The sequence below is a fragment of the Bacillus sp. HMF5848 genome (genome assembly GCF_003944835.1).
Classification (GTDB): Bacteria; Bacillota; Bacilli; order Bacillales; family HMF5848; genus HMF5848.
Window position 1 is genome coordinate 237,298 of the sequence record NZ_RWIV01000001.1, and the last position, 14,527, is coordinate 251,824.

The following is a 14,527-nucleotide window of genomic DNA, read 5'->3' on the forward strand; positions in this document are numbered from 1 at the left end:
AAAGTTCACGTGAAAATAAAAAAAACGGAAGAAAATAATAATCTTCCGTTAATCATGGATGGTTTTAAATGAAAAAATTACAGTTGATATAATAGCAGCAAGTGTTATAAGTAAAATGTCAGCGACTAAAAAATTTATAAAGAAAAAGACAGAAAATAAAATTGATGTCCACAAAACAGCAATACTTACTATTTTGTCGCGTAATCGAATTCCTTTTTTCTCTTGAAAGTCACGAATAAAGGTACCAAGTACTTTGTTATCTAATAAACGTTTATGTAACTTTTCGGAGCTACGAACGTAACAAAAGGAACCTAGTAATAACAAAGGTGTGGTTGGTATAAGTGGCAAAACTATGCCGATGGCACCAATAATAATACATACAGTACCAAGAACTAGTAGTGAAAATTTCTTTATGCGATTCATACATCCTCCATCAGCAATGTGTTAATAATAGTATACTACGTGATCCGCTCTTCCATAATGAAAATTATGTGAATGAAAGTTCCGATTTCGACAATAATTTCCCATGAAATAATTAGTTTCTATTTTCAGAAAATATTTTTCGGAAATTATCCTTGCAAAATATGAAAAAAATCTTATAGTAGAAATTAAAAATGTATCAAATATTGACGAATGGCTTTATAACTGTAATTATTTTCTGGATAATAGTAAAATAATCAAAATAGCTTACTAAAGGTATGGGGGTTAAAAAGGACGTAATGAAAAAAAGAATTCTACTTTGGGGAGTAGTCATATTTATTTTTTTGTTCATGATTCGCTACGGTTTACCTATTGTATTTGCACTTCTTACAGCCCTTATGTTAGAGGGATCTGTAAAAAAACTACATCAGAAATTTAAATTTTCAAGAGGAGCTGCGGTGACAACAGTATTTCTTACTTTTTTATTAGTATTAGCTACTTTAGGCTATTTAATAGTGGCGATTATTGTTGACCAGCTATTAAATTTCTCATTACGTTTTCCTTTCGTTATATCAGATATAACAAGCATAATAAACTCATTTATACATAAGTGGGAGTTATATGCGGATGCGATTCCGGTAGGCGTTATCGAATCATTAGAGGATAGTTTTGAATCGACAATGGACTCTCTTATAGAAAGTGTGACTGCGATAGCCCAATCAGTCGTTTTATGGGCAGCTAAGCTCCCTGAATTTCTAATACATATACTAGTCTACTTAATAGGCTTATATATGATTAGCTTTGAATTACCAAATATAAAGGCAAAGGCTGCTAAAGCATTATCCGAGTCCACCTCGAATAAGTTCAAATTGGTATACGCACAGCTTAATAAAGCAGGTATTGGATTTTTAAAGGCGCAGCTTATCCTAAGTGTAGTAACGTATGTGTTATCCTTGATAGGGTTGCTAATTTTAAACGTACCATACGCAGCCGTCATTTCGATATTTGTCGTCCTCGTTGACTTGTTACCTATATTAGGGACGGGGTCGTTCTTAGTCCCGTGGGCATTGTTTGTGTTAATAAAAGGAAACACATTGCTCGCTGTAGGGCTTGTTATTTTATTTTTAGTTATTACAGTAGTTCGAAGAGTTATTGAACCGAAAATTTTCTCTACAAATATGGGGATTGATCCACTTGCAGCACTAATCAGTATGTACTTAGGATTCCAGCTCATAGGGTTTTTAGGGCTGTTTGCTGGGCCAACAGTCGTTATTCTATATGAGGCGTTGAAGAAGGCGAATATTGTAAAATTTAGTGTTAAGTTGTAGAGGCTACTCCATGGAGTGGCCTTATTGAATGTCAAAGAAAGCATATTTTTTACCCTGAGTTAGTGTCTAGTGCCAGCAACTAGCCAGTTTTCATCTATGAATAATTTTCCTTGAGTATCTTGTGAAAAGCATGATATAAAATATGATGCTTTTCACAGCTCGAGGTCATAAGACGTCCCCCCTCCTACGGGGGACGTCTTAAGTTGGTCGGCGCTGAGCAAGGCGCATGCGCTTTTTTGAGACGGCTTGCTTGTTAGGCAACACCCAAAACACCCCTATTTAATTAAGAAAACGAGTACGTTGCACTCTTAGAAAAAACTATTCTTTTCTAGCAACGACTACTAATGCTGGCGACTCGATTGATGTGTAAGGTTCACCTTTAAAGGAGCCGAATAATTCAATATGGTGGAAGCCTGCATTATTAAGCGAGGATACTAGTTGTTCAGCCTGGATGCCATAAAGTGTAACAGAGCTTTCATATTGTTCGTCATCAACAGTTAATGTTCCATTAAATATAATTTTATTATTTTCACAAAGCTCGTATGAACGCTCAAACTTCACAGGTGGCCGGTTAATGGTCGGTAGCTGCTTAATGCTGTGCGCAAAAATTCTATTATAATTAACTATTTGTATTATGATGGTACCGTTCTTGTTAAGAACCTTGGTGAAACCTTGTAATGCTTGAGTTATCTCGTCGATTGATGATAGATGTGAAAGAGAGTTTCCTATGCAAGTAATAGTGTCGTATGACAGAGGTTGTAAGGATTTAATATCTATCATATTTAAAATATCAGTGTGAATAGTTACCTGTTGCTCTGTGGCTTTACGATTAATAGAATGAACCATGGATGGATCTAGGTCGACTGCTGTTACGTTATATCCAAGTTTGGCCAGTTCAACGGCTTGGTTTCCGGTTCCGGCTGCTACATCAAGAAGGCTTTTCCCATGCATATGCTGGGTAATAAAATTGATTTGTACTGAATTTACTGGAAAAATAGTATCGTAATATTTGCTAAGTATCGTGTAGAAGTTCATCGCTTTTCCTCCATATAAAGTTTGTTTGTAAATATCATACTTGATTGTAGGAAGGGATGGAGTGTGATGAATCACATGAAGTTGAGTTTACTTTTAAACGCGAACGTACATAATGAAGTGAATACTGTGTATGTAAACAAACATGTATCAAATTCTTAGTCCATTTGTTGTATTGAAACATGCCTACGAATTCATATATATTAAGAAAAGTGGACGTTGTTCGTACGCTTAGAAAAACATTTCTGCTTAACAAAGAGAAATGATACAATAAGGACGCTATGCGTAGCGATTAACATGTAAGCTAAAGCTGTTATATATATTTTGTGCCTTGTAAGGGGGATTTTAAACAAATGAAAACAAAAATTGCCGTGTTATACGGGGGTAAATCAGCTGAGCATAAGGTTTCGATGCAAACAGCTTTATCTGTTATTAATGCTTTAGATCAGGAAAAATTTGAAATACATCCCGTTTATATTACAGACAGTGGTACTTGGGTGCGAGGAGAAGAAATTACTGGGCAGGTAAACGATGTCAAACGACTTGAGCTTGCTCCAGAAAAAAATGAAGTGGGTGCATTAACATTAACAGAGCAAGAAGGTAAGTCTGAGGCTGTTGATGTTGTGTTTCCGTTGCTACATGGACCTAACGGGGAAGATGGGACCGTTCAAGGTATGCTAGAGCTACTAAATATTCCGTATGTAGGAAATGGTGTACTAGCGTCTGCAGCAGGAATGGATAAAGTTATTATGAAGGCCATTTTTGCACAAGCAGGACTTGCTCAAGTGAACTATGTTCATTTTGTTCGTCGTGATTGGGAGCGTGACCGTAAAGTAGCTTATGATAAAGTAGAACAAGAATTATCATATCCTTGTTTCGTAAAGCCAGCTAACTTAGGATCGAGTGTTGGTATTAGTAAATGTAGAAATCGTGAGGAGCTCGAGCAGGCTTTTATTGAGGCGTATAAATTTGACCGAAAAGTAATTGTTGAACGAGGAGTTACTGCAAGGGAAATTGAGGTTGCTGTGTTGGGAAATGATGATCCTAAATGCTCTGTAATTGGTGAAATTGTTCCGAAAAAGGATTTTTATGACTACAAAGCAAAATACGAGGATGGAGACACGGCTTTAATTATACCGGCTGAAATTTCTGCTGATGTTGTAAAAACCGTCAATGATATGGCTACTCAAGCATTCAAAGCGTTAGATTGTTCTGGTCTAGTTCGTGCAGATTTCTTTCTTACCAAAGATGGCACTGTTTTAATTAACGAAGTTAATACGATGCCTGGTTTTACTCCGTTTAGTATGTTTCCGCTCTTATGGAAGCATGCAGGTCTAGAATATCCAGCTTTAATTGAAGAGCTTGTGAAGCTAGCTCTTGAACGCTATGATGAGAAACAGCAAATAACGTATACGTTCTAAGAGGTGACAATTATGATAGAGCGCTCTTTAATATGGGCAGCTGAAAAATTAAATTCGCGAGCAAGTGCCAATGTTGCTTTTTCCGGGGTTTCCATTGATACCCGAACTATTAAACCGGGGAATCTATTTGTACCGATTGTTGGTGAGAAGTTTAATGGACACGATTTTATTGACCAAGCCTATGAAAATGGAGCAGCTGCTGTTTTATGGCAAGCAGATCAGCATTCGAGAACACCTGATATCCCACTGATAGAGGTTGATGACACCTTAACTGCACTTCAGGAATTAGCGCAAGCTTACTTATCTGAACTAGATGTAACAGTTGTAGGAATTACAGGCAGTAATGGTAAAACTACGACGAAGGATATGATTGCCTCATTGCTTGGAACAACCTATAAAGTTCAAAAAACTGAAGGTAACTTAAATAATCACTTAGGTGTCCCTTTAACACTACTACGATTAGAAACCTCTACTCAAATAGCGATAGTAGAAATGGGAATGAGTGGTTTAGGAGAGATTCATCTTTTATCAAATTTAGCCAAACCGCATACAGCCGTAATTACGAACATAGGCGAGGCTCATCTACAAGACCTTGGTTCACGTGAAGCTATTGCAGATGCTAAATTTGAGATTACAGAAGGGTTACAACCAGAGGGAATCTTTATTTTCCACGGTGATGAGCCATTATTGCAAGAAAGAGTGGCAAATAAGAGTTTAAGAGCTATTACGTTTGGAGATAGTCCCGAGAACGACTACTATCCCCTTGAAGTAACGCAATATGAGGATATGACCGCCTTTAAAATTAATCAGTTTGATCAAGAGCTCGTTATGCCTGTGTTAGGCAAGCACAATGTTATTAATGCATTAGCAGCTATTGCGGTAGCTCGAACTTACGACGTGTCTTGGTCTGCGATTGCAGGGGGACTTAATAAAATAAAAGTAACTGGAATGCGACTTGAGTTGAAAAAGTCAAGCAGCGGTGTTGCTGTTATCAATGATGCCTATAATGCTAGTCCGACATCAACAAAAGCAGCTATTGATCTAGTAGCATCACTAGCTGGTTATAAACGTAAAATTCTAGTTTTAGGTGATATGCTTGAGCTTGGGGATAATGAATTAGCTTTTCATCAGGAAGTTGGTGAGCATGCGGGTGAGTTAAATATTGACCATATATTCACATATGGTTCTCGTGCTGAATGGATTGCAAAAGGTGCGTTGCAATATTTAGCGGCAGATCGTGTTCATGTATTTTCTAATAAAGAAGATCTAATTCAGATGCTATCGAATTATGTGCTAGCTGGTGATGTGGTTCTTGTTAAGGCTTCTCGTGGTATGAGGTTAGAAGAAGTTGTTCAAGCAGTATTAGCATAACAATTAAAGTATATCGAAACACGACATAGGAAAATATTGTCGTGTTTTTTGTCGATTATTATCATATTAACTGTGAAAATGTCGGAAAAATAGTACATATTTCCTTATTTTAGAATAATGATATTTGTGGTAAAATGAAAAGTTTACAAAATTGTCACGGAAAAATCACACTCATTGCTACCCTTGTAATATAAAATGATTTTATCAGATGAATTTTTTTATTAAGGAGTTTAGCAATGGCAAAGAAATTCGGGGCAATATTTACAAAACAGGTTAATAATGTTGAAAGAAATGTCGAAGTTGTCGATGAAGCTGTTATACATAAGCATTTTGATGAAATTTTAAAAGGACCCTATAAAACGCAAATTGCATTTACTGGATTAACAGCCCAGGATGTTGTGAATTTAGCTAAGATTAAGCCGGTTTTTGAGCGCAACGTTTCAAGAATTGTTGATGCTTTTTATGACCGATTAGGTAACATACCTCATTTGCGTTCAATTATAGAACACCATTCTACATTCGAGCGATTAAAAAAGACACTTATGCAATATTGCATGGATATGGTGTCTGGTGAAGTGAATGACAGCTATGTAACTCGTCGAACGATGATTGGGAGGGTACATAACCGTATTGATTTATTTCCGGAATGGTATATTGGGGCGTATACCATTATTCAAAATGAAGTGTTATTAATTCTTAATGAAGAAATATCCTCGTCGGAAGAAGCTCAAAACATATATAATTCATTTTTGCGTTTGTGTTCCTTTGATATGCAAATAGGGATAACGACATATATTGAATCGTACACATCATCGATGATGAAGCTAAATGAAATTGAAGAACTTCAGCAACGTTTAAATGAATCTGCCTCGACCCTTGCTGCTAGTGCGGAAGAAACAACATCCTCTATAGCAGACAAAGAAAGACATGTGTTAGACATGCTAGAGGAGATCAAAAATATTCAGCTTGCATCTAAGCAAATGATTGAACAGGTTGAGTATGGTAAGAAAGATATCTCTGTTTCTTTACAAAAAGTGGACAGTGTAGCAGATTTAATTGAATCAACGAAGGCACTAACAGAAGAACTTACAACCAGCTCTAGCGAAATAGGCGAGGTTGTTAAGGCGATACGAGGTATCTCGAATCAAACTAACATTTTATCATTAAATGCTACTATTGAAGCAGCACGAGCTGGAGAGCATGGACGCGGATTTACAGTGGTTGCTCAAGAAGTTCGCAAGTTAGCTAGTCAAACAGAGTCAGCACTAGATCAAATCCAGGGACAAATTACAGCAGTGCAGAAAACAATAGAGAAATTTGAAGACTCATTCCAGATCATTGTTGAAGAAACACGCTTATTCCGTAATACAAATAAGAATATTGAAGATGTGCTGGCATTATCAGTAAACAGTGTAAAAGGAAACGATGAGAAAATTATTAGCTTTAGCAATTTCATAGTAGATTTTCGTAAAACATTCGAGGAAGTATCACAAGCATCATATCAAATTGCAGACATGGCCGAAAAGCTTAGCTATTTGAATCAGGAACTTAGTGATAAATTTTCATAAGATGAATTTGGCTGTCCTAAACGGGGCAGCTTTATTGATTTTCGGCAACATGATGCCAAAAGAGCTGAAGTTGTTCACTTGTAAGTGAATGAATGGAGGTAGCAAAAGATGAAGGGGATTAACGCAAGGTTTGTCGAATTGGTGAATATCGACATCAAAGTGGTAGAATTTCGACACGAAACTAGTAGAATATCGACATCAAAATAGTGGGAATCGTATATTAGATGATGGGAATTTATATTAAAAGAAGTGAATACTCTCCACATTGATAAAATACCTATGTGAGTAGTCCTTCCTTAATCCCCATACTAGTTGAGTCATATTGAAACAACTAAGAATGACTTGCAGATAGCTAAAAATATATACTAATGCACAAAATAAGAATGTATCTTTTACGCGTATTACTTTAATATGTTTATAAAAATCCGTAAAATAAAGGTAACAACATAGTAAGGTGGGTTCATTGATATGATTGGTTGCTTGTGTATTCATGGTTTTACAGGCTCCCCTCAGGAGCTTGCACCACTCGTAAAGTATTTAAAAGTGAATACAAACTGGAAAATATTAACCCCGACTTTACCTGGGCATGGAAACAACTTGCAGCTAAAAGGTGTTACATACAACAATTGGATTGAATGTATTGAAGAAGCATATCAAAAATTAGCAAAAAGCTGCAATACAATTTATGTGGTTGGTTTCTCAATGGGCGGTATGCTTGCAAGCTATTTAGCAGTAAATAATAAAGTTGATAAGCTTGTCCTGTTGAGTGCCGCAGCTTATTATGTTAATCCAAGGCAGCTTGTGATGGATATAAAGGAAATGGTCACCGATAGCTTTCGTGGACAGCTTCGAGAAAATGACTTATTTCTTCGTTATACTAATAAGATGAAGGCTACACCTATGCAAGCTACTTTGGAATTCCGTAAACTGGTTAAATACGTAAAGCCTATGCTAAAAGACATAAAAGTTCCTACATTAATTATTCAAGGGGTGAAAGATGGTATAGTTCCCGCAAAAAGTGCAGAATTTATATATAATACGATCCCTTATTCAGATAAAAAATTATGCTGGTTACCATCTTCAAAACATCTTGTTTGTCATGACGTAGAAAAGGATATACTTATTAAAGAGATAAGTGACTTTCTTAAAAAAGAAGATAATCTTGTCAAAAATTGAATTAACCCATCTGAAGTGGTATGATAAAAGTTGTGTAAATATGGACAGCAACAAACTGATGGGACATATTCCGTTTGGAAGATGTCTTTTTTAAAGTGAATGTTTAAAAAGGTTCGCAACAGGTAGTTAGTTCTATATAGATAAACGATGAAAAAAAGTATAAGCAATCCGATGCATGCTGACAGTCCACTGCAGAGATTGCCACAAACTCGTTAGAAATAAAATTACTTTTCGCCATTACTTGTTGTAGCCTAGCGACTGCTTATTAAAATGATGAGTATTAAACTTGCGTATACGTCAGGACTTTTAAACAATCGCTTAAAAATTGATGAATCCATAAACATAAAAAATCCTTAATTACTTATAAAAAAGGGAGTTATTCGCATTGACAACATTTAATGAATTAGGTTTAAGTAATGAAACGAGAAGTGCAATTGAACGCATGGGATTTGAGGAGGCAACTCCGATTCAAGCAGAAACAATACCGCTTTGTCTAGCGGGCAAAGACGTAATTGGACAAGCACAGACTGGTACAGGAAAAACAGCTGCGTTTGGTGTGCCGTTAGTTGAAAAGGTTGACAAAGATTTAGATACAATTCAAGGTCTAATCATCGCTCCTACGCGTGAGTTGGCTATACAAGTATCTGAAGAACTTTATAAAATCGGTTCAGGTAAGCGTGTAAGAGTATTACCAATCTACGGTGGCCAAGATATTTCACGTCAAATTAAATCATTAAAGAAACGCCCACACATCATTGTAGGTACACCAGGTCGTATGCTAGATCATATTAATCGTAAAACATTGAAGCTACAAAACGTTCACACTGTAATTTTAGATGAAGCGGATGAAATGTTAAACATGGGCTTCATTGAAGATATAGAATCTATTTTGTCTAACGTACCTACCGACAGACAAACGCTTTTATTCTCAGCAACAATGCCGGGTCCTATTCGTAGTATCGCTGAAAGATTTATGAAAGACCCTGAGACGGTACGTGTTAAAGCAAAAGAGATGACAGTACCAAATATTCAGCAATATTATGTTGAAGTCCACGAAAAAAGAAAGTTTGAAATACTACAACGCTTACTAGACATTCAAACACCAGAGCTAGCAATTGTGTTTGGTCGTACAAAGCGTCGTGTAGATGAGCTTTCAGAAGCGTTAAACCTTCGTGGTTATTCAGCTGAAGGAATTCATGGTGACCTTAGCCAAGCCAAACGTATTAGTGTATTACGTAAATTTAAAGAAGGCTCTATTGATATATTAGTTGCAACAGATGTAGCAGCAAGAGGTCTTGATATTTCAGGTGTAACACATGTATATAACTTTGATATTCCACAAGATCCAGAAAGCTATGTACACCGTATAGGTCGTACAGGTCGTGCTGGTAAAACAGGTCTAGCTGTCACGTTTATTACACCGCGTGAGATTGGACAATTAAAAAATATTGAGCGCATAACTAATCGTAAAATGGATCGCATGAAGCCACCGACAATGGCAGAGGCTATTGAAGGTCAGCAAAAGATTACAGTAGAAAAATTACTTGAAGCAGTTACTGACGAGAGTATTTCACACTATCGTCAAACAGCGGAAGAGCTTCTTGAAGAGCACGATTCCATAACATTGTTATCAGCAGCTATTAAGTTGATGACAAAAGGGCCGGATGACACACCGGTCAATTTAACTTCTGAACCACCTGTTGTATCTAAGAGCAGAGGCGATAATCGCAGCAATAGTGGCAACAACAAGCGTGGCGGAGGTCGCTCAAATTCATACAACAGCAAAGGTAAACGTGGTACTTCTGTGAGAAAATCGTATCGCAACAATAACAAAGACGGTGGCGGAGGCAACAACCGCTATAAAGATTAATAATAAAGCCAGTGCTCCTATTTGGATCACTGGCTTTTTTGACGTTGCGGTTTAATGTACAAAAAATCCACATAGATACCAGTAATTAGGTAGTATGTCAAAGGTGATAAAGATACAATAGATATGATGGGATTCTTGTACCAGCTATGTCGGAGGTGTCTCAATTGCTAGAGCTTATTATTCCTATGCTTGAGAGAATTGGTATTATTGTAACGGTTGCATTTGTTTTGACTCGTTTACGATTTTTTCGAGAGAATATACATGAAAATAAGATTCAACGAAGTGATTATATAAAAGTCATACTTTTTTTTGGTTTATTTGGTATTATCGGCACGTATACAGGGTTAACGTTTAATACCGAGTCATTACAAATTGAACGATGGCCTAATGAAATACAACAAAATGAAGCTATTGCTAATTCAAGGGTCATTGGCATTGTAATTGCGGGTATGCTAGGTGGATATAAGGTTGGTATAGGAGCTGGGGCAATTGCAGGCATTCATAGGTTTATGCTTGGCGGCTTTACAGATTTAGCGTGTGGCTTATCTGCTGTAACGGCAGGAATCATAGGCGGGGCGTTTCGTAAAATGTATTTTCGGAATACTTCAAACATATGGATTGTATTCTTCGTCGGGGCTTTCGCAGAATTTGTTCAAATGGCTACAATATTACTAATAGCGCGACCTTTCTCTAGTGCTATTTTGTTAGTTAATAGCATTGGGCTACCAATGATTATGGTTAATGGTATAGGAGCAGCGTTGTTTTTACTCATTATTAGAAATGTACTTTTCGAAGAGGAAAAAGCAGGAGCACTTCAAGCGCAAAAGGCATTACGTTTGGCAGACTTAACTCTGGCTCACATGCGAAAAGGCTTACATAGGCAGTCGGCTGAAGCGGTGTGTGAAATATTGTATAAAGAAGTTGGTGCAATCGCTATTGCAATGACTGACAAAAAGAAAATATTGGCTCATGTAGGAGTTGCAGACGATCATCATATATCTGATGCAGATATTCAAACAAAGGTGACTAAGCAGGTGTTGTTTACGGGGCAACTATTGGTTACAAGTCAGAATCATATTCACTGCCAACAAAAGGATTGCCCGTTAAAAGCAGTGGTTGTAGCACCACTTATCCTTCGAGGAGAAGCTGTTGGAACGCTTAAGTTTTATTTTGACTCAGAAAAAGCAATAACGAAGGTTGTAATGCAGCTAATAAATGGACTAAGTAAATTGTTAAGCAATCAGCTTGAAATAGCGGAGGCAGACAAGGCGTTTCAGCTTGCAAAGGAAGCTGAAATCAAAGCACTTCAAGCACAAATTAGTCCTCATTTCTTATTCAACTCTTTAAATGTTATTTCGTCACTTATTCGTACAGACCAGCATAAAGCAAGAAAATTACTAATTAGCCTATCACATTTTTTTAGACAAAATTTAGCGGGGACGACACAAGAATGGACAACACTTGATCAAGAATTAAAACATGTACAGGCATACTTGAATATCGAACAAGCAAGGTTTGTAGATAAGCTAGAAATTCAATATGATATTGACGAGAAAACATTGTTGTGTAAGGTTCCACCGCTTACATTGCAGCCATTAGTAGAGAACGCCATTAAGCATGGTATTAAGGAAAAAGAAAAGGATTGTTATGTCAGAATAGAAATAAAAATGGAACAAGGCTATGTCCGGGTTGCTGTGATAGATAATGGAAAAGGAATAGCAGAACAACACGTCCATCAACTTGGTAAGGAAATGATGCAATCTACGGGTGAAGGAACAGGTTTGGGGCTTTACAATGTAAATAGAAGGCTTACTATGCTATTAGGTGAACAGGCAAAACTATATATAACAAGCAAACCATATAAAGAGACTAGTGTATCGTTTTATGTACCATCGGGAGGGTGATGAGCTTGAGAAAAATAACAGCCGTTCTAATTGACGATGAAAGATATAGTCGTGAAGAGCTTCGCCATCTTTTATCGAATTATAAGAGAATAGAAGTAGTGGGAGAGGCCGAATCTGGAGAAAACGGTGTTATGCGCGTGTTACAGCTTCAACCAGATGTCGTATTTCTAGATGTAGAAATGCCGAAAATGAACGGCATGGAGGTTGCGCAACACTTGTCTAGTCTGAAAAAGCCACCTATAATCGTGTTCGCTACAGCACATGCTATGCATGCTGTAGCTGCTTTTAGGTATGAGGCTCTAGACTATTTGTTAAAGCCTTTCGATGAAGATCAGCTTCGCGAAACGATTAATCGAATTGAAAGAAATTTGGGCGTGTATGAGGAAAAGGATATCGTCCAATCAGGAAAGCTGGCAATTGAAGGAGACGATGAGATTATTTATCTCCGTCCTAATGATATTTTATTTGTCTCACGTGATGATAAGTTAACTAAAATTGTTACAAAAGAATCAGTCTATACAACTAGAATGGCTTTAAAGGATTTAGAAAAACGTCTCGAGGAGTTTGGTTTTTTTCGCATTCACAAAAGCAACATTGTAAACATTCATCATGTATCCAGGTTAATTCCTTGGTTTAATGGCGCGTATCAGCTTGAACTTCATGGGTACAAAGAACAATTATCTGTGAGTAGAAATTATGTGAAAGGATTAAGAATCAGGTTAGAACTGTAACATGTTAGTCTGAAAAACTAACATGTTAGCTGTTGTTTTTAACATGTTAGTTGTAAAATCCCCACTCCTTACACAAGATGCATTAAAATGAAAGCACTTACAAAAGGAGGTTAGTATAACATGATTACTTTCTTAAGTGGAATTATTCTTTTATTATTAGGTTATTTTTTCTATGGAAGATATGTAGAGAAAACATTTGGGATAAAGGAAAATCGAACAACACCTGCATACTCTCGTCAAGATAACGTGGACTATTTACCAATGGATGCTAAGCGAAACTCACTCATTCAGCTGTTAAACATTGCTGGAGTGGGTCCGATATTTGGTCCTATTATGGGTGCGTTATATGGACCAGTCGCATTTATTTGGATTGTAGTAGGATGTATTTTTGCCGGAGCTGTTCATGACTATTTAACAGGTATGATTTCTATTCGTAACCATGGTGCGCATCTTCCGGAGCTTGCTGGTAAGTTTTTAGGAAAAGCTATGAAACATGTCGTGAATGCATTTGCTGTTTTATTATTATTATTAGTAGGAACTGTTTTCGTAACAGCACCTGCAGGGCTTTTGAAGAATATTACGCCTGAATGGGCAACACTAGGGTTAATTATTGCTGCAATCTTTATTTATTACATTCTTGCAACGCTTTTACCAATTGATAAGATTATCGGTCGTTTTTATCCGATTTTCGGAGCTTTCTTACTAATAAGTGCTGTCGGCATTGGAGGCGCGCTTATCTTTACTGGTGCTCCAATTCCAGAATTAACATTTGCAAATTTACACCCTGATAACGCACCAATCTTCCCGCTATTATTCTTAACGATTTCTTGTGGAGCTCTATCAGGATTCCATGCAACACAAACACCGATTATTTCACGTACAACGCAAAATGAGCGTCAAGGACGTAACATTTTCTACGGTATGATGATCGCTGAAGGTATGATTGCGATGATTTGGGCTGCTGCAGCTATGAGTTTATTTAATGGACCTCAATCTTTAAGTGAGGTGCTAGCAAACGGTGGTGCAGCGGTAGTAGTGAGCGAAGTTTCAAAAATGATGTTAGGTGGAATTGGTGGTACACTAGCTGTTCTTGGAGTAATTGTCCTGCCTATCACATCTGGAGACACAGCGTTTAGAAGTGCTCGTATGATCATTGCGGACTATATTAATTTTTCACAAAAGAAAATTGCAAATCGTCTATGGATTGCATTACCTTTATTCGCTATCTCATTCGCATTAACTAAAATTGATTTTACATTATTATGGCGCTATTTCTCTTGGGCGAACCAATCAACAGCCGTTATTGCGTTATGGGTAGGTGCAATGTACTTATTCATTGCAAAGAAGAACTACTGGATTGCTATGATCCCAGCTACCTTTATGACTATGGTAGTTACGACGTACATCTTTAATGCAAAAATCGGTTTTGGTTTATCTTTAAGTATTTCTTACGTAATTGGGGCAGTGCTCACAATCGTGATTATTGCATTATTCTTCCGAGCAGCCGTGAAGTCACGTAATAACAACATAGAACTAGATGATGTTGTTGACTTAAGTGCATAATTAATTTGGTGTAAATAAAGGAAGTTAAACAACTAGTTAAATCTGGGATGTTTAACTTCCTTTTTTATTTGGCTAAAAGAGTGCCAAGAACGCCTCGGCAATTTAATGAGATACATATTTCATAAGGTGTATTAGACGCGTAT

10 protein-coding genes and 2 pseudogenes are annotated in these 14,527 nt (G+C 37.0%); 10 read left to right on the forward strand and 2 right to left on the reverse strand.

Annotation, left to right across the window (positions count from 1 at the left end; all coding sequences use genetic code 11):
• Positions 1–48: 48 nt before the first annotated feature.
• Complete coding sequence (locus EJF36_RS01255; RefSeq protein ID WP_125904649.1) at positions 49–423, reverse strand: YbaN family protein; 375 nt, start codon at positions 421–423, stop codon at positions 49–51.
• A 296-nt stretch (positions 424–719) separates the two neighbouring features.
• On the opposite strand from EJF36_RS01255, the gene ytvI reads away from it, so the two are divergent.
• Complete coding sequence (ytvI, locus tag EJF36_RS01260; protein ID WP_260471798.1) at positions 720–1,748, forward strand: sporulation integral membrane protein YtvI; 1,029 nt, start codon at positions 720–722, stop codon at positions 1,746–1,748.
• 318 nt (positions 1,749–2,066) lie between these two features.
• On the opposite strand, the gene EJF36_RS01265 is transcribed toward ytvI, so the two are convergent.
• Positions 2,067–2,783, reverse strand: coding sequence for a class I SAM-dependent methyltransferase (locus tag EJF36_RS01265; RefSeq protein WP_125904651.1), 717 nt, complete (start codon positions 2,781–2,783; stop codon positions 2,067–2,069).
• A gap of 350 nt (positions 2,784–3,133) precedes the next feature.
• On the opposite strand from EJF36_RS01265, the gene EJF36_RS01270 reads away from it, so the two are divergent.
• From EJF36_RS01270 to EJF36_RS01305, 9 genes and pseudogenes are all read left to right on the forward strand, one after another.
• Entirely contained in the window at positions 3,134–4,201 is a 1,068-nt protein-coding gene (locus tag EJF36_RS01270) for a D-alanine--D-alanine ligase (RefSeq protein WP_125904652.1), read from the forward strand.
• 12 nt (positions 4,202–4,213) lie between these two features.
• Positions 4,214–5,572: a UDP-N-acetylmuramoyl-tripeptide--D-alanyl-D-alanine ligase gene (locus EJF36_RS01275; RefSeq protein ID WP_125904653.1), complete on the forward strand. Its 1,359-nt coding sequence runs from the start codon at positions 4,214–4,216 to the stop codon at positions 5,570–5,572.
• 236 nt (positions 5,573–5,808) lie between these two features.
• Positions 5,809–6,366: pseudogene (locus EJF36_RS22060) on the forward strand (protoglobin domain-containing protein); the annotation flags it as partial.
• Positions 6,367–6,678: 312 nt separating this feature from the next.
• Positions 6,679–7,140: pseudogene (locus EJF36_RS22065) on the forward strand (methyl-accepting chemotaxis protein); the annotation flags it as partial.
• 468 nt (positions 7,141–7,608) lie between these two features.
• On the forward strand, positions 7,609–8,316 hold the full coding sequence (locus EJF36_RS01285) for an alpha/beta hydrolase (protein ID WP_125904655.1): 708 nt from the start codon (positions 7,609–7,611) through the stop codon (positions 8,314–8,316).
• A 385-nt stretch (positions 8,317–8,701) separates the two neighbouring features.
• Positions 8,702–10,186 carry a DEAD/DEAH box helicase gene (locus tag EJF36_RS01290; protein ID WP_125904656.1) on the forward strand — a complete coding sequence of 495 codons (1,485 nt, stop codon included), beginning with the start codon at positions 8,702–8,704 and terminating at the stop codon, positions 10,184–10,186.
• A gap of 164 nt (positions 10,187–10,350) precedes the next feature.
• The gene (locus EJF36_RS01295) at positions 10,351–12,090 is read left to right on the forward strand and encodes a sensor histidine kinase (RefSeq protein ID WP_125904657.1); all 1,740 of its coding nucleotides are present in this window, start codon (positions 10,351–10,353) and stop codon (positions 12,088–12,090) included.
• A complete protein-coding gene (locus tag EJF36_RS01300; RefSeq protein WP_125904658.1) occupies positions 12,090–12,821 on the forward strand; it encodes a LytR/AlgR family response regulator transcription factor in 732 nt (243 codons plus the stop codon). The genes EJF36_RS01295 and EJF36_RS01300 overlap by 1 nt, the downstream gene beginning before the upstream one ends.
• A 120-nt stretch (positions 12,822–12,941) precedes the next feature.
• Entirely contained in the window at positions 12,942–14,384 is a 1,443-nt protein-coding gene (locus tag EJF36_RS01305) for a carbon starvation CstA family protein (protein ID WP_125904659.1), read from the forward strand.
• Positions 14,385–14,527: the final 143 nt, after the last annotated feature.